The organism is Microcoleus anatoxicus, assembly GCF_042465725.1.
Taxonomy (GTDB): Bacteria; Cyanobacteriota; Cyanobacteriia; order Cyanobacteriales; family Microcoleaceae; genus Microcoleus; species Microcoleus anatoxicus.
Map to the genome: position 1 here is coordinate 2999729 of NZ_CP120853.1, position 18545 is coordinate 3018273.

Genomic DNA, 18545 nt, shown 5'->3' on the forward strand with positions numbered 1-18545 from the left:
ATGCCAGAATAATTACAGCTTGTGCTAGAATATCAAATTGAAAACTTTTTTTAAATCAGCAATTACATAACAAAAATCAACAATCGATGACTAAAAATATTACCAAAGAAAATAGAGGCAACATATTAATTGTTGACGACACTCCAGAAAATTTGCAAGTTTTATCAGCCACACTGTTAGATCGCGGATATAAAGTTCGGGGTGTAATCAATGGTAAAATGGCAATTAGAGCGGCAAAATCTGGTTCTCCGGATCTAATTTTACTCGATATCAAAATGCCGGAGATGAACGGCTACGAGGTCTGTGCCAAACTCAAAGCCGATGGGGAAACATCAGAAATTCCGGTTATTTTTATTAGCGCTTTAGATGAAGTTTTAGATAAAGTAAAAGCATTTCAAATTGGTGGGGTGGATTATATCACCAAACCATTTCAGGTAGAAGAAGTTTTAGCAAGAGTTGAACACCAACTGACAATAAAAAGACTACAAAAAGAACTAATCGATCGCAATAATCAACTGCAAAAAGAAATAGTTGAACGCAAAAAAGCTGAAGAAAAAGCAGCCGCGGCTTCTCAAGCAAAAAGTCAATTTGTTGCCAATATGAGCCACGAATTAAGGACTCCCCTGAATGCGATTCTGGGTTTTACTCAAGTAATGAGTCGTGATTGTTTACTGAGTCATGAAAATATAGAAAATCTCAGAATAATTAACCGTAGCGGTCAACATTTGCTGGAATTAATTAATGATGTTTTAGACTTGTCAAAAATTGAAGCTGGAATAGTTGCTTTAGATGAGAGTAGTTTTGATTTGTATCAAGTCTTGGATACTTTGGAAGAGATGTTTCAAATCAAAGCTGAAACTAAGAATTTGCACCTCAAATTTTCCGTGGAATCCCAGGTTCCCCAATATATTAAAACCGATGAAAAAAAACTGCGTGTCTGCTTAATTAATCTGCTGGGAAATTCCATCAAATTTACTGAAAACGGTGGTGAGATTTTGCTAATAGTCGGTCTGGAAAATGTTACATTCCAGTCACTAAAAACAGAAACTGATTCTAACTCGATTTCCAACGAGCGATGTGTAATATTTTTTGAGGTTCAAGACACTGGAGTTGGCATAGCAGCCGAAGAAATGGATACTTTATTTAATGCTTTTGTGCAAACAGAAGCTGGCAAAAAAGCTGCTGACGGCACGGGTTTGGGGTTAAATATTACCCAAAAATACGTGGAAATTATGGGAGGTAATATTGAAGTAAGTAGTATTTTAGGTGAGGGAACTACTTTTAAATTTAATATTAAACTCTGTGCGGTGGCTCCCTCGGAAGTAAATATCACGAGATTGCAACGGGTGCTGGGGCTAGAACCAGAGCAGCGAATTTATCGAATTTTAGCAGTGGATGATAATACTGAAAATCGGCTGCTGCTAATTAAAATGCTCGAACCCATTGGCTTTGAAGTCAGAGAAGCTGAAAATGGTAGACAAGCAATTGAAATCTGGGAAAGTTGGCAGCCGAATTTAATCTGGCTGGATACGCGAATGCCAGTAATGAATGGTTTTGAAACTGTGGCAGAAATTAGAGCTAGGGAGAAAAATACTCGATCGCATACTGTAGTTATTGCTCTGACTGCTAGCATTTTTGAAGAAAGAAGAGGCGAAATTATCGCAGCAGGCTGCGACGATTTTGTGCGTAAACCTTTTCAAGAACAAATCATTTTTGATAAGATTGCTCACTATTTGGGAGTGCGCTATATTTATCAAGAGTTGTCTATACCTTTTGGGGTAGGAGGGAGGCGTTATTTGAACGGCGAAAAACCTGATTCATTTTTTTTACCACTGTTGGCAGAGATGCCAAAAAGTTGGTTAGAGGAACTGGACGAGGCTGCTAATGATGTTAATGAAGAGTTGGTGATTCAGGTTGTCGATCGCATTTCCGAAAGTCATCCAACTTTAGCGAATGCTTTAAAGGATTTACTTGAGGATTACCGACTTGACAAAATAGTGAATTTAACTAAATTAATTTTAGAATAAATGGATAATAGCGGAATTAAAATATTGATGGTTGACGATCAACCGATTAATCTGCGTTTTTTATCTAATTTACTAAGCTCTCATGGCTATCAAGTTTACAGAGCAATTTCTGGACAACTAGCTTTGAATGCTGCAATCGCTTATGCTCCTGATTTGATTTTGTTGGATATCCGAATGCCAGAAATGGACGGATATGAAGTATGTCAGAGGCTAAAAAACATACCCGAAACAGCGCAGATTCCTATAATTTTTTTAACCGTTTTAGATGATATTAACGATAAAATAGAAGCTTTTCGAGTGGGCGGATTAGACTACATTACTAAACCTTTTCAAGGGGAAGAAATTTTAGCAAGAATCGAAAAGCAAATTGATTTACACAAACTGCAACAGCAATTAAAAAAGCAAAATGTCCAACTGCAACAGTCGCAATTATTGCTAGCAAGCGTCTTGAATAGTTCCCTAGACGGTGTGGTAGCTTTTTCTGCTGTTCGCAACAGTCAGGGAAATATTGTTGATTTCAAATGGATTTTGTTGAACCGGGCTGCGGAAAAAATGCTGAGTATGGTGTCCCCAAATTTAATAGGGAAGTATTTGTTAGAACAAATTCCTCTAGTCTGCAAAAATGGTCTATTTGATGTGTATGTTTCTGTGGTAGAAACAGGAGAAACTGTAGAGCGAGAATTCTATTACGAACACGATCGCAAATTCAGTGCTTGGCTGCACATTGTGGCTGTGAAATTAAATGACGGTTTGGCTGTCACTTTTCGGGATATTAGCGGACGAAAACGATCGGAAGCAGCCCTTCGCGCCAGCGAAGCTCGCTTTCTGGCCCTGGCTCAAGTCTCCTCAGATATGATTACCCTGGCGGATGCAAATTGTCATGTCATCTATCAAAGTTCAGCCGTAGAAAGAGTTTTGGGCTATTCTCCAGCAGAATTTATGGGTAAAATGCCTTTGCAAGTGTTACACCCCGATGATTTGGCTTCCCAAAAAGAGGCAATTGCTTGGATGCGAGCAAATCCGGGTATTTCTAAACTTATGGAATATCGGTTGCGGCACAAAAATGGTAATTGGGTATGGCTAGAAGGAGTGGCTACTAACTGGCTTGAGGATGCTGATATTGCTGCTTTTGTGGTACTCACGCGCGATATTAGCGAACGTAAACAGGCAGAAATAACTCTGACTCGCTATGCTCAAGAATTAAGTCGCTCTAATGCAGAATTACAACAGTTTGCTTATATTGCTTCCCATGATTTGCAAGCACCTTTGGGAACGATTTCGGGTTACGCTAAATTATTAGAAAGGCGCTGTCAAGACCAATTTGATTCTCAAACTTATAAATTTATTAGTAATATAATTAGTTCTTGTACAAGGATGCAAAACTTGATTGATGATTTACTGGAATATTCACGAGTTGGCAGAAGTCAGAAACCTTTTGTGTTGACTGATTGCAATTTAGTTGTTGAGGATGCTTGTGCTAATTTGCAGTGGGCTATTCGTAAGAATCAAGCTATTGTTAGTAGGGCTGATTTGCCGTTGGTGATGGCTGATAGTTCTCAATTAGTGCAACTATTTCAGAATTTAATTGGCAATGCTATTAAGTACCGCGGGGGCGATCGACCGATGGTTCACGTAAGTGTTTCCCGACAGGGGGATAACTGGCTGTTTTCTGTAGAGGACAACGGTATTGGTATTGCAGAACAGTATCAGGAGAGTATTTTTCAGATTTTTCAGCGCTTGCATACTCAAAAAAACTATTCGGGAACGGGTATTGGTTTGGCGATTTGTAAAAAAATTGTCGATCGCCACGGCGGTCGCATTTGGGTGCAATCAGTACCCAATCGAGGAGCGATTTTTTATTTTTGTCTTCCTGTAGGGGAGTGAAGGTAGAAGTTATAAGCTATAAGCTATAAGCTGCTGCGGTTTGGCTCCCCTTAAAAATCCGGATGGAGGAAGCAACAGAAAGGAAATAGTAATTTATTTAGTGATTTTGGGGGATTATTTATATTTACTTTACAGAATTGCGATCAAAATGTAGCATATTTACTGATGACAAAAAACAAATAAAGAGTTCATAATCAATTTATTAACTCAAATCTTGTAAAAGTTAAACATCAGCGGTGCACGGCATAATTTTCAATTTATTTCAACTGTATCGAGAGTATCTGACTTTCCCCTACAGTAATTTAGACTATATTTCGGAGGCAAGCCTTGGCGATAGTTCTAGTTGTGTGGCTTGTGCAGTTTGGAAACAAGTGCTAAGTGAAACAAGCATTAATGACAACTGTTTGCCTGGAAGGCAAATAAAAGAATTTTTGCTACACAAACTCAGCCCGGTTGGTCAAACCACTAAAATTATGGCAACAGATGTTGACATATCCTTGGATGTTTGTTCAATTTATACCAGGTCAGAATATTCGTTGGTAGTGAGTCAAAGCAGTGAATAATAAAAACCAAACATTCACTATTTTAATGGCTAATGATGACGAAGATACCCGCTTTTTCGTGCAAGAATCACTCCGAGAGATTCCCATAGCAATTAGAATCGAATTTGTGGAAAATGGGGAACAAGTGCTAGACTATTTGTACTGTCGCGACTCCTATGCCGAGGCTAGCAATTGGCGCTTCCCCGACCTGATACTTTTAGATCTGAATATGCCGAGGCTTGACGGGCCAGAAGCACTAACTTTGATTAGATCGGACCCCGACTTGCAACAGATTCCGGTAGTGATACTGACTACATCGCAAAGCAGCGGAGATATTTTGCTTTGTTACCGCTTGGGTGCGAATTCTTTCATATCCAAACCAGTGACTTTTGAAGGATTGGTTGAAGTAATGCAGACTTTGTGTCAGTATTGGTTTGAAATCGTTTCGCTCCCGCCGAAGGCTGTATAAGCTGAGTTGTAAGGGGCAAGGATTAGGGGAATTAATCTCTGAGTAAAACCCAAACTTTTCTGCCCCAATGCAATTTTCCCTAGGGGAGGTTTCCAAAAATGAGATGGTTTCCGTTGCTAGTAGCTATGTCGGCTATTAGTTAGAAGTTCTAAATAGTTGTTGTCAACCCGCTCGAATTGCTATAGTTGTGTTAACGTCTAACCACTCGATAAAAGTTTTGTTGGTGGAGGATAACCTCGCAGATGCGACTCTGATTGAAGACCTTTTAGGGTCATTCAGTGACGCTACATTTCAGCTTGAAATTGTTAAGTCTATGGAGGAGGGAATACAATGTCTGCAAGGAGCAGAGTTTGATGCCATACTATTAGATTTTTCCGTGGAAGATAGTTTGGAGGGAAGCGATCCGATCGCGATGCTGAAAGCCCGATCGCCCACGGTGCCAATTGTGGTACTAACAGATATGAATGATGAACATACGGCACTGTCAGTATTGCGATCGGGCGCTCAAGATTGTTTGGTGAAGGGCAGATTTCATAGAACTCTTCTGGTGCGGGCAATCCACTATGCGATCGAACGGCAACGCATAGAGGAACAATTGCGACAACAAGCCCAAAGAGAGCGACTTTTGGCTAAAATGATCGAAAATATCCGATCGTGCATAGACGCTACAAGTATTCTCCACAGTACCGTGGCAGAAGTACGTCAATTTCTGAAAACAGACCGGGTTTTAATTTATCGCTGTCACAATTCTGCGACAAAACTCGACAGCGAAGAGCAAAAATGCGAGATTGTCGCAGGTGATGGATTGCCACAAGGTTATATTGAAAACCCAAATATTTGTTCTGCTTTGGCGGTATCTTGTCTGTTGTTGGCGGAGTCTCAGTCGGTACAAGCAATATCAGATGTCAGGGAGACGGAATTGACTGGTAGTTGTAAAAAAATGCTCGCTGATTGTGAAATTGCAGCAGTTTTAAGCGTTCCAATCTGGCAATCTGAAGGCAAGGAAGCGACAAATAAAATATCTTCAGACTCTAGGTGGGAAGAAGAACAAGATGAGGATTATTCCGAAGATTTAATGACGCTGCTGTGTGGTGGGACACCGCAGATAATTCTCAAAAATGAATCTGACTCTGGCGCAGAAAATAAAAATTATTTGTGGGGAATGCTGACAGCATACAATTGTACCGGAGCTAGGCAGTGGCAGGCATGGGAAATAGAATTTTTAACACATTTGGCAAATCAAGTGGCGATCGCGATCGAACAATCTGAACTTTACCGCAAGTTAGCAATTGCCAACCAAAAATTGCAGCAACTAGCAACTACAGACGCACTGACACGGATTGCTAACCGCCGCCAGTTCGATCGAATTTTGATGTTGGAGTGGCGTAGGCTAGCAAGAGAGGAATTGCCGCTGTCTTTGATCCTGCTTGACATCGACTTTTTTAAATATTACAACGACTTTTACGGGCATCTTGCCGGCGACGACTGCTTGTATCAAGTGGCTGGGGCGATCGCCTCTGCTGTCAAGCGGGCTGGAGATTTGCCAGCCCGTTATGGTGGTGAAGAATTTGCCGTACTACTTCCCAACACTGAAGCCGAGGGGGCCAACGTTGTCGCCAGGACAATTTGCGATCGCCTCGGTGCCCTAAAACTCCCCCACGCGCGATCGGAAATCGATCCCTACGTTACCCTCAGTTGTGGGATTGCTACCACGATTCCTTCTCCAGATCAATCTCCCGACAGCCTAATTCACAGTGCTGACAGAGCTCTCTATCAAGCTAAAAGTGAAGGCAAAAATCGCATTTGTCACGCCAGCAGCAACCCTCACTCATCGGCTAACAAACCCCCAGATTTATCCCTAGAGTCGGTTTCTTCAATCTCAAATCTCAAATCTCAAATCCCTTGACTCTCATCAATCTAAAATCTGAAATCACAAATCTAAAATCCCTTGACGGATCGGTATTTCGATCGCAAATTCTGTCCCCACCCCTAACTGAGAATTACACTCCAAAGTTCCGTGATGTTTTTCAACTACGATTTCATAACTAATAGCCAATCCCAATCCCGTACCTTTTCCCACAGGTTTCGTAGTAAAAAAAGGATCGAACAACCGCTGCTTTACTGATTCTGGAATGCCAGTACCGCTATCGGCAAACGTAATTCTCACCCGCTCCTCATCCACAACTTCTGTGTGAATCTTAATTGTATAAACAGAAGATTTATCCTCGGCAGATTCAAGTTCTTTAGCCTTTTCTTCCAAAGCATCAATCGCATTGCTCAACAAGTTCATAAACACCTGATTTAATTGACCAGAGTAACATTCCACCAGGGGTAAATCGCCGTACTCTTTAATTAGCGAAATAGTAGCTTGTTCCCGTTTCTGCTTCAAACGGTGAGCCAAAATCATCAAAGTGCTATCAATGCCTGCATGAATATTAACCGCCTTAAATTCGGCTTCGTCAAGGCGAGAAAAAGTACGTAAAGATTTAACAATTTCTTGAATTCTCTCGGCTCCAACTTCCATGGAATCCAACAGCTTCGGCAAATCTTCGCGGATAAAATCTAATTCGCATTCTTCAAGTGCTTCCTCAATTTCTGCCGTAGGTTTAGGGTATGCTGCACGGTAAAGTTCCAGAATTTTTAACAAATCTTTGGTATAATCTTTGGCATAGGTAATATTTCCAAAGATAAAACTGACAGGATTATTGATTTCGTGGGCGACGCCAGCAACCAATTGACCCAAGGAAGACATTTTTTCACTTTGGACGAGCTGTGCTTGGGTATTACCCAGAGTGTTAAAAGCTAATTCTAATTCCACTGCTTGTTCTCTGAGTCTAGCTTCGGATTCTCGCAGTGCCATTTCTGCTGCTGTGCGCTCGGTAACATCGACACCAATTCCCCAAAAATCCCAGCCTGGAACCGAAAATTCAGCGGAAATATTAGACCAAGCAATTGTTTTTACCGTCCCGTCAGCAGCCTGTATTTCTAATTCTAAATCACGAAAATTATGTTCAAGTTTGACAATTTCTTTAAAGACTTTTTGGCGGTATTGAAAATCTGGTATTAGTAGTTGTATCGCTTGCTGATTGGCGACCATTTCTGAGGTATTGTAACCCAAAACTTGTTCGCATTCTCGGTTCCAGACTATGATATTGCGTTCGGCATCAACAGCGCTGAGCATTACTGGCATATTTTCGAGAATTAAGCGTAGTCTTGCTTCACTTTCCCTGAGAGCTTCTTCAACTCGCGCCCTCTCCGTGATGTCCACAGAAACAGCAATTAATCCTAGAATTTCTCCTTTTTCATCGAAGATTGGGGTGCCACGAGTTTCGTAAATGTGACCAGAGAATTCAGCCGACCAAATTTTTTCTTCGCCAGCCAAAACCAAATTAATATTTTCGATAATTTGGGGGTACTTTTCGTACAGTCCGTAAACCGATAAGCCAACTACTTGTGCTGGAACTAATCCTAAAGGTTCTAACCCTTTTCCTTCCGAAAGTGTAAAGATGCCTCGGCGGTCAATGCAAGACAAAATTATGGGTGCATTGTTGACAACGGCACGGAGGCGTTTTTGACTCATTTGCAGTGCTAATTCTGCTTGTTTGCGATCGGTAATATCGAGGGCGGCTCCGAATAATTTGATGACTTCCCCTTGATGGTTTTGGACAATTTGTCCCCAACCGATTAGATATCTCATTTCTCCGTTTAAACGGTAAATGCGGTGGTCAATTTCGTAGGGTTGGCGGTGGGTGATGGCGTCATTTATAGTTTGTTGAAAGCGTTCTCTATCGTTAGGATGAATTTGTTGCACCAGTTCAGGATAACTTGGTGTTGGTGCGTTTATTTCTAGATCGTAAATTCTTTTTAATTCATCAGACCAAGTAACTTCGCCAGTAGTGAGGTCGAATTCCCAGTTGCCGATATGGGCAACTTTTTGAGTTTCTTCTAGTTTTTGCTGGTATTCTAAGAGTTCGTCAGTGGCTTTTTTACGTCCGCTAATATCCGTCGCCGTACCTATAAATCCTTGAAATTTACCTGCTGGTGTCAACTTAGGAACTACTGTTTCTTCAATCCACCGATATTCGCCGTCGGCTCTTTTTAGGCGGTATTCTCTCTCGAATTTTCGAGGGTAATTCCAAGCAGTTGCATATATTTTTTCCCAGCTATCTAAGTCTTCGGGGTGGATGTTTTGCGTCCATCCGCTGGCTGAAATTTGTTCCTGACTAAGCCCTGTAAATTCTGTCCACTGCGAATTAAAGTAATGACAATTGCTCTCTGCATCTGCTATCCACAGCAGGGTTGGTACTAGATCTGCCCAGTCGCGCCAAGAATTTTCGCCGACATCTGAAAAATTCGCGATCGGGGATTGTTTGGGTAGTTTAGCTTCCCTGGGAGAACCACTCATAACTTGACAAGGGGTAAGTTGACATTTGCTGTTTTTATTGTGACACTCAGATGCGATTTCATGTAAAAAATTATCGGCTTTTCACAACCAATATATCAATCCAAACTCGTCTAGGTTAAATTTTGCTGGACTGGAATTTCTAGCAAAAACTCCGAACCCTCTCCCACCGTGGAAGTACAGCTCAATTTGCCACCATGTCGATCGACTATAATTGAATGAGAAATCGATAGCCCCAAACCAGTTCCCTTACCCACAGGTTTAGTGGTGAAAAATGGGTCAAACAGCCTAGACCTAACAGATTCAGGTATCCCCCCTCCATTGTCAGCAATTGATACCGCTACGAAGCCCCCAGCAGTCAAATAAGTGCGAATAGTGATGGTACTGGGAGGTCGATCGCACTCCTGCATGGTCTCCTGGTTATCCCGTTCTTCCAAAGCATCGATCGCATTAATCAAAATATTCATAAATACCTGATTTAACAGACCAGGAAAACATTCCACATTTTGCAGTTGTTGGTAATCTTTAATTACCTGAATACCCGCATAGTTGCTGTGAGATTTCAGGCGATTGGGAATATTTATACTATAATTTTGCAGATTTAAGAAAGCATCGAAGCGTTATGGGCATTGGGCCTAAGAGCTATGATTGTTTAGGGGATGACTTCTTCCTTCTTATATCAATTCCGGTTGTATCGGAATGATTTAACCGCGAAGGCGCCAAGGACGCGAAGGAAGAGAAGAGAGAGTTTAATACAGGACGATGAAGAGAGGATTTTATATTAGACATCTCCCAAAAAGCGAGTCTTGAACAGGCAGGCGGTGTCCTGCCCTTCGACTCCGCTGACTGAACCGCGGAGCGTCGCCCTGCCCTTCGACTACGCTGACTGAACCGCGGAGCGTCGCCCTGAGCCCTTCGACTACGCTCAGGATAAACGCAGTCGTTGGGTCGAAGGGTCGAAGGGATGCCTGTTCCACAATAATTATGGGAGATGTCTATTACTTCCCCCCAAGGGGGGGGTAGGGGGGGTTCTTCTTTCTTCTTCCTTCCCCCCAAGGGGGGGATGATATCGTTTGCGGTTGCATCGGAATGATTTAACCACAGAGAACACAGAGAGATCGGAGAGAAATGAATAATTCCGATGGTAACGGAATTGATATGACTTCTTCCTTCTTACTTCCCCCCAAGGGGGGTTCTTCTTCCTTCTGCCTTCTGCCTCCTTCTGCCTTCAATCTTACTGCCGTTTTGGCAACACAACTGTAAATATGCTACCCTTGCCGAGATTACTGCTAATAGCAATCTCGCCCTTAAAAGGTTTTAGCAGTTCAATACAAGTATAAAGTCCCAGACCAGTTCCTGTGGGTTCACCCTCTTTTTGTTCCTCGCCTTTAGCTGGTTTTGATGTGTAAAAAGGATCGAATATTTTTGAAAAATCTTCCGGTGCTATCCCGCATCCCGTATCCGCAATCTCCAGATAAATTTTCGATTCATCTTGTCGAGTCACAATAGTTAGTTCTCGGCTTTTTTTATCCCACATAGCATCCATGGCATTATTTATTAAGTTGTAAAATACTTGAGAAATATAGGAATAAATTAAGGGAATATTTGGCAGTTTATCGTCATAAAAATATTTTTTCTTTATTTTATTTTTAAAATACATATTTCCTTCCAATAGCTGAATCTCTCGCTGCACTAATTCGTTTATATTCACAGGCTGCAAATCTTGCTCTTGCTCTTTTCTGCTTTTCACCATCAGAGTATCCATAATCTGATTGACTTTTGTGATGGCTTGTAAAATATACTTAGTGTAACTAAAAAACGAATAGTCGTTAATTTTTGTTGCTTTTGTTTCAATGAGATCCACGCTAGTCTGCATCACTTGCAGCGGACTTTTCAGGTTGTGTACCATGCCCTGAGTCAAGCGACCGATGATGGCAGTTTTTTCTTGGTCGATGAGTTGCTTACTTTTTTGTTCGACAAGTCTTTCCAGATTTTGGTTGAGGTGAGCAAGCTCTGCATTTTTCTCTTCTAGTTTTTTTTGTAAACTACGAATAGTCAAGTGAGTTTCAATTCGGCTCAATACTTCTTCGTGCTGGAACGGCTTAGTGATGTAATCAACTGCTCCTGTTTGAAAGCCTTTTACTTTGTCAAGGGTATCGGAAAGGGCGCTCATAAATATGATGGGAATGTCTTGCGTCGGCGGGTCTGCTTTCAAGCGACGGCAAGTTTCAAACCCGTCAATTCCCGGCATCATGATATCTAAAAGGATCAAGTCTGGATGGATATATTCAATTTGCTCGATCGCACTTTCGCCGTCCTGGGCTACTAATACCTTAAACCCATAGTTTCTCAACAACTCGAAAAGTACATCCAGATTGGTCTGGTTGTCATCGACAATTAGTATAATGCTTCTTTCAGAATTTTTATCGTTCATATTCAAGGAAAAAAATCAATTTGAATAGTTGTGAATTGTGAATTTTGACTTTTGAAGTGTGACTTGTGAATTAAAATCCCCGTCGAATGATTTTGATTTGTTGGTCACAATCATAACTGTCAACTTACAAAGTTTTACATAACTTTAATCCTAAGACAAATGTTCCTTCAAAAAAGCTCTAATTTGCTTGATCTGAAATCCCTTAGCTAGTTGGCGGACGTGGTGAGCGAAAGGCACTAATTTGGGGTCAGAATTTTCAAGTTTAGCAATTTCCTCCAGAATAGCTTCTATATCGCCCATGGCACACAGTCTTAACAAAGCCAAGACTGACTCGCAGGGGGGAGACACGATCTTTGAGTCAGCAGCAGCCAAGTCTGATGCTGTTTTTGGGGTTGGAGCTTTGCGTTTGTTAGCCGATGCTCCGTCTTCGTAAACCCATTCTAGTCCCAAATTAACTCGCAACGATTCTAAAAGCTCGTTGTTTTGAATAGGCTTACTGAGAAAACCATTGCAGCCTGCAAGTATGCTCTCTTGCCTGGTAGTCTCATAAACACTAGCAGACAAAGCAAGGATAACCGCATCTTTTAATTCCGGCAAGTGTCGCAGCCGCCTGGTAGCTTCCCAGCCGTCCATTACTGGCATCAGCAAGTCCATTAAAATTAGATCGGGTTGAAATTCCAGTGCTTTGTGCAAACAGTCTTCGCCGTCTGTGGCTTCTACAATTTCCAAGCCCAAACGAGAGAGCATTTTATGCAGCATTGCCCGATTTGCTTCGTTGTCGTCTACTACCAACACTTTGCGCTTGAGGCCTACGAAACCAATAATCCGATGTTTTTCCGGTGGAGAGGGGATTTCTGAACACTGGGCGACGGCGGGCAAATCTATATCTAACCAAAAAATGCTGCCTATGCCGGAGGTACTTTCGACGTGAATTTGGCTGCCCATCATGTTTACTATTTTTTGACTGATGGAAAGGCCCAATCCGGTACCTTCCACCACGTTGCTACGATCGCCCACTTGATGAAAGGGCAAAAATATTTCTGCTAATTTGTTCTCTCTGATACCAATGCCGCTATCTTCGACTTGGAAGCGGATTTTAGTTGGTGGTAATTTTGCTAAGTTTGGTGCTTCTGTGGCGTCACCAGGGGCGATGGACTGCTTCTGTGGTTCTAGATTAGGGGTCAAAGTTGCCATTCCATCACGATTTGCCGCCGTTAAACTGGAATTTATGGAGTTGATGGGACTGGCATATTCAGCGACATTATCCACGTAACCCACTTTCAATGTCACTCCACCACGATCGGTGAACTTAACAGCATTGCTGAGCAAATTAATCAAAACTTGTCGGACTCTTTTTTCATCAGCTAAAACGTAGTTAGGCAGAACAGATAGCTCCTCGTAATTAAATGCAATTCCTTTTTGATCGGAACGCATCTTAAACAAGTCAACAATGTTTTTGATTAAATTTCTAAAATCTACCTCGCTCACAGACAGTTCCATTTTATTAGCTTCTATTTTTGCCAGGTCTAAAACATCATTAATCAGCGTCAGTAAGTGGTGGCCACACTGTAGAGCGTTAGTCAGGATATCCAGTTGTTCTGTTGTTAAATTACGCTCGTTTTTCAGGAGTTGAATGTATCCTAAAATCCCGTTCAAAGGTGTGCGCAATTCGTGGCTCATATTGGCGAGAAAGTCGCTTTTAGCGCGGTTAGCAGCTTCGGCGGCTTCTTTTGCTAATTGCAGGGCGGCTTCTGCTTGTTTGCGATCGGCAATTTCAGTTTGCGCCTTTTGAAACAAAGTAGATTGTTGGATGGCGATCGCCAACTGCACGGCTAATTGTTGCAGACAATCTGCCTCAAATTTCTGCCAAGGACGGGAGTCTGTACAGTGGTGGGCAATTAGCAGCCCCCACAATTTTTCGCCTTGCAAAATCGGTACTACCAGGTTAGCTCTGACGTGGAGATCGGTTAACAGATTCAAGTAGCATTCAGCGATACCAGCGTTGTAAACATCATCTGTAGCTCTAATTCTGCCATCTTTGTAAAGGTCAACGTAGGCTTCGCCAAAACAGGGGTCGTAAATTTCCCTTCCCGCAATTGCCATGCAATCTTCCTTTACCGACTCTACAGCGATAAACCCGCTCCAACTAGGAGTAAATTGGTAAATCACTGTGCGGTCTACTTGCAAAAATAGCCGCACTTCTTCCACAGTTGTGGTTAAAATTTCTTCTAAGTTTAAAGAACCCCGAATGCGTTCGAGCATGGCGACTGCTAGTTGCTCCCGATTTAATTGTTGGCGCAAAGTTTTTTCGACTTTTTTGCGCTGGCTAATATCGGTAATTACTCCCACAGAACCGATAAAATTGCCATTTTCATCCTTGATATTATCGGCTCTCACCAGAGTAGTTACTGCTTCACCATTCTTAGTTTTTAGTTCAATTTCATCGCTCCATGACAGGCCTGTGCGAAGGGTTTTATAGATTTGTTTATAAATTTTAGGTTGGACGTACATCGCCTCGGCTGCATTAAGCGTGTTGAGTTCTTCGACTGTGTAGCCGTACCGTTGAATGAATGCTTGGTTGTGGTAAATAGAGCGTCCTTTCAAGTCGGTAATCGCGATCGCGTCGCTGGTACTTTCAACGGCTTGAGTAACTTTCAACAGCTCTAGTTCTGCTTGTTTGCGATCGCTAATATCAGTCATGGAACCCACCATCCGCTGCGGATTTCCGGCTTTGTCCCACACTGCTTGAGCCCTGGCTAGTACCCACTTGTAACTGCCGTCTTTGCATAGGAGACGGTATTCAGAGGCGTAATTCAGGGTTTTGCGATCGAGGTAATCTTGGATAGCGGTTTGCACGCGCCAAGAATCTTCCGGGTGAATTCGCTCAGTCCATTCGCTGTTGTTAGTGTCAATTTCCGTGTCTGAGTAACCAATAATTTCCTTCCAGCGAGCCGAGCGAAAAACTTCATTAGTTTGGAGGTTAAAATCCCAAATTCCGTCTTGATTTCCCTTAAGAACTAACTGCCAGCGTTCTTCGCTTTTTCTTAATTCTTCTTCGGCTTGTTTGCGCTGAATATGGGAACCCAATTGAGTTGCCACTGCTTTTACTAAATCTACTATACGGCCTTCTAGCTCCGAGGGGTTTCGCTGGTAAAATACTAAAACTGCCAGCACTTCTCCCTCAGCGCGAATTGGTATGCCGAAACAAGCTTTGAGTCCACTTTCTATTGCTAGTTGCCATCGCGAGAAAACGGGATTTACACCATCGGATATATCTTGTTTCCACTCCATTTGTTTAGTCAGCCAAATTCGCCCCGGGAGTCCGACTCCCAGTGGAAATACAAACTGATTGCTTGCACGTCCAAAAGCCTGCAAAGTCTGGTCGCTAGCATACCAGCTTTGACTATGTTCTAAAACAGTGCCATCAGCAGCAGGTATCCAAGCTTCGGCAAAATTCCAGCCGATGGCGTTGCACAAAAAGCGCAAAACATTGGCGATCGCGCTCTCGAAGTCTGGCGACTGACTAATTGCTTGAGTTGCTGCTAACAACAACTTGATTTCATCTTCTGTTTGCTTACTTTCAGTAATATCAGTTCCCGCGCCCAAAATTTGTTTTAATCGACCGGCTGCGGTTTTCATAAATACAGTATCTCGGCTGACAATCCAGCGCCAAGAACCCTCCTTATGCTGCATTCTGTATTCAACTTCAAAGATATCCCCTTGACCACCTGTTTCTACTTGTTGTAGATAATCAGGAATTTTGCTCAAATCTTCCGGGTGCATCAATTGAGAAATCATCTCCACACCCATAGCCTGAAGCTCTTCTACTGTATAGCCTAAAACGTGATAAATGGAAGCATTAGCATAAATGATTTTATGTTCAATCAAATCGTAAACATACAAAATATTAGGACTAGCTTCAGCAATTTTTTCAGCGAACCGCTGACTATCTTGCAGCTTTAGTTCGGCTTGTTTTTTAGCAGAAAGATCTCGTACAATGGAAATAATTTCGCCCCCGGCCAGCATGGTTAGGGACAGTTCTTGAGGAAAGTTGGAGCCGTCGCGGCGACATCCGATGGCTTCGGTGTTGCAATATCCTTTTGTGGTTAAAGTGGGGAGGATTTCTTGCTCCAACCTTTGTAGTTCTGCACTTTCATAGCATATTTTCCAGCTTTGAGCGAACATGGCTTCGGGAGATTCGCAACCATACATTTTGAGTTGAGCTGCGTTGCAATAAATGAACTCTCCGCCGGCACCGATGATGGCGATGCCCTCGGAAGCGGCAGACATGGCGGCGGCTTGTCGCTGAATTGCCGACTCAGAACGTTTGCGATCGGTGATATTACGGACGATCGCGATAATGTCGTCATCGCTACAAAATACAATTCTTGCTTCAAAATCGTACAGTTCGCCATTAACTGACATGGGATATTCTACGATTTGAATTTCACCATTGTCGATCGCTTGTTTGTTCCCAGATAGGATCTTGTCACCAAAAACCGACGGTAAGATGTCTTGGACTTTTTTGCCTATAAAAATACTTTCTTTAAGTATAATATTCGGTTCTTTTGCAGGTTTGAAGTCTACAAAAGTGCCATCGGCGCGACAGCGAAACATCATGTCGGGTATGGCGTTTAAAAGAGCTCGATTGGTGGCTTCACTTTTGCGTAATTCTGCTTCGGCTTGTTTGTTTAATGTAACATCGCGGGCCACTGCATAAATTAAACCTTCTTCAGCAAAGGGCGATGCCGTCCAGGACAGCCATTTATAAGTACCATCTTGGCAAAGGTAGCGGTTTTCTAAGTTAATAACTGGGTTGCCACTTTTGAGTGTTTCCAATTTAGCTATGGTTATTGCTCGGTCTTCGGGATGCACAAATTCTATAAAAGGTTTGGCTATAAGTTCCCCTTCGCTGTAACCTAAAGCATTTGACCAAGCAGGATTTAAGCGTCTGAAATAGCCGTCTAAACCCGCAATGCAAAGTAAATCTAGGGAAATGTTAAAGAAGCGATCGCGCTCTTTCTGAGTTTGTTTTAATTCGGTGATATCCATCACCAAGCCGTCCCAAACTAAATCGCCATTGGCTTGCTTTTCTGGTTTAGCAGCGCCTTGCAACCACTTCACTTTGTCCGGCATAATTTGTCGCCACTGCTGATGCCATGGCAGCAGCATTTTCGCAGATTTTATTATGGATTTGTGGAACTCTTCTAGGTCATTTGGATGAATATTTTTAAACGCCAATTCGGCATTTTCTTCTAGTTCTTTAGGTGCTAATTCATAAATATCATTGCAACCAGAAGAAACGTAGAAAAATTTCTTTTCTCCATCCTTATTTATACGAAATTGATAAATCATTCCCGGTACGTTAGCTGTCATTTTTTCCAGCCGAGAGCGGGTTTGCTTCAATGCTATTTGCTGTCGCTTGTACTCGGTGACATCTCGGATAGTACCTACTAACATTTTACTGCCTTCGGTTGTTTTAAAAATAATTTTTTTTGTAGATATAATCCTTTTTTTACCGCGACTATCTATAAATTTTTCTTCCGTTTCATCAGGAATTCCTGTTTTCAATACCGCTGCGTCTTTTTGTAAAAACAAGCTCGCTATTTCTTCCGGTAAAAAGTCGTATCCACATTTACCTATAAGTTCGGTTCGCGGTTTGCCCATTAACTCGCAAAAAGCATCGTTTAATACTACCCAACGATGTTGTTCGTCTTTGACAAAAATTGGGTCTGGTGTCGCATTAATCGTGTGCTTTAAAAATTGTCGAGATGCTTTGAGTTGGACTTCATAGTGGTGGCGATCGCTCACATCCAAGACCACTTTAATCATCCGATCGATCGACCCGTCTAGGCTCCGGATGCAGCGCAGCGACACTCTAGTATAAACTATTCCACCGTTTTTTTTGCGCCATCTTTTGTCTAAAACGTAACCTTGACTCTTACCCATTAAAATTTTCTTGAGCTGCTCTGAACTAGCTTGCCAATCTTCAGGAAAACTCAATTGCTCCCAATTACCCTGCAACAGTTCTTCGCGCTCGTATCCCAGCAAATTGCACAAAGCATCGTTGACTTCTAGCCACTGGCATCGATCTGGTTCTGCGGGAGAAATTGGAGCGGCCAGAATGGCGATTCCGACTAGGGAATTCTCCACTACCGATCGATATTTTGCTTCACTTTTTCGCAAAGCTTCTTGGTTGTGTTGTCTTTCCACTGCGTAACGCAGCGATCGCATTAACACTTCGCTGTCTATTTTTATTTTGACTAGATAATCTTGAGCTCCTGTTTGGATCGACTGCACGGCTAGTTCTTCATCGTTGCGGGCCGTGAGTACCACGATCGGAGTATTGACGCTGTATTCTTGAATTTTAACAATTGTACTTAAGTCTTGACTGTCCGGCAGCGATAGATCTAGTAGTATGACATCAAATTTTTCCTTTAGTAAAAGCTCCTGTGCTTTACTCAGGCGATCGGCGCGACTTATCGATAGCCTTTGGGGCAACGATCGGGAAACATTGGTTTCTAATAATAATTCTTCGATCAGCTCAGCTTCGGCCCGATTGTCTTCGACGAGGAGAACCTTAAAGCCATTGCGCTCTGCGGTTGGGTTCAAAACTGATATCATAAATACCCAGATTTTTATCGTAAAGCAGTCGTACTAACCATTATAGCATATAAGCAATTCAATATTGAAATATGCAAGTGGGAATAGTTTAAAACTTGTTGACTGAATTCTACCTGACTCAGCGGAAATTTGCGACTCTCTCCCCTGAGTAAGAAAATCGTTG

9 protein-coding genes are annotated in these 18545 nt (G+C 42.2%); 5 read left to right on the forward strand and 4 right to left on the reverse strand.

The features are described from left to right. The first annotated feature begins 86 nt into the window (after positions 1-86). From P2A85_RS12970 to P2A85_RS12990, 5 genes are all read left to right on the forward strand, one after another. Positions 87-2027 (forward strand): response regulator, encoded by a 1941-nt coding sequence (locus tag P2A85_RS12970; RefSeq protein ID WP_377480613.1) that lies wholly within the window; start codon positions 87-89, stop codon positions 2025-2027. Beyond that, entirely contained in the window at positions 2028-3911 is a 1884-nt protein-coding gene (locus P2A85_RS12975) for an ATP-binding protein (RefSeq protein ID WP_377480617.1), read from the forward strand. A 236-nt stretch (positions 3912-4147) separates the two neighbouring features. Beyond that, positions 4148-4474, forward strand: coding sequence for a hypothetical protein (locus tag P2A85_RS12980; RefSeq protein WP_340519989.1), 327 nt, complete (start codon positions 4148-4150; stop codon positions 4472-4474). Continuing rightward, positions 4467-4922, forward strand: a complete 456-nt coding sequence (locus tag P2A85_RS12985) for a response regulator (protein WP_340519987.1) — start codon at positions 4467-4469, stop codon at positions 4920-4922. Before P2A85_RS12980 ends, P2A85_RS12985 begins: the two co-directional genes overlap by 8 nt. Before the next feature lie 187 nt (positions 4923-5109). Continuing rightward, positions 5110-6828, forward strand: coding sequence for a diguanylate cyclase domain-containing protein (locus P2A85_RS12990; RefSeq protein WP_377480621.1), 1719 nt, complete (start codon positions 5110-5112; stop codon positions 6826-6828). Positions 6829-6852: 24 nt separating this feature from the next. Here the strand turns inward: P2A85_RS12990 and P2A85_RS12995 are convergent, their stop codons facing one another. The 4 genes from P2A85_RS12995 to P2A85_RS13010 all read right to left on the reverse strand — a co-directional run bounded on the left by P2A85_RS12995 (position 6853) and on the right by P2A85_RS13010 (position 18382). After that, positions 6853-9327, reverse strand: coding sequence for a PAS domain S-box protein (locus tag P2A85_RS12995; RefSeq protein ID WP_377480623.1), 2475 nt, complete (start codon positions 9325-9327; stop codon positions 6853-6855). A 110-nt stretch (positions 9328-9437) separates the two neighbouring features. Next, complete coding sequence (locus P2A85_RS13000) at positions 9438-9827, reverse strand: sensor histidine kinase (protein ID WP_377480626.1); 390 nt, start codon at positions 9825-9827, stop codon at positions 9438-9440. A gap of 731 nt (positions 9828-10558) precedes the next feature. Next, positions 10559-11758 (reverse strand): response regulator, encoded by a 1200-nt coding sequence (locus P2A85_RS13005; RefSeq protein WP_341732022.1) that lies wholly within the window; start codon positions 11756-11758, stop codon positions 10559-10561. A 150-nt stretch (positions 11759-11908) separates the two neighbouring features. Beyond that, complete coding sequence (locus P2A85_RS13010; protein ID WP_377480629.1) at positions 11909-18382, reverse strand: PAS domain S-box protein; 6474 nt, start codon at positions 18380-18382, stop codon at positions 11909-11911. Positions 18383-18545 lie beyond the last annotated feature (163 nt).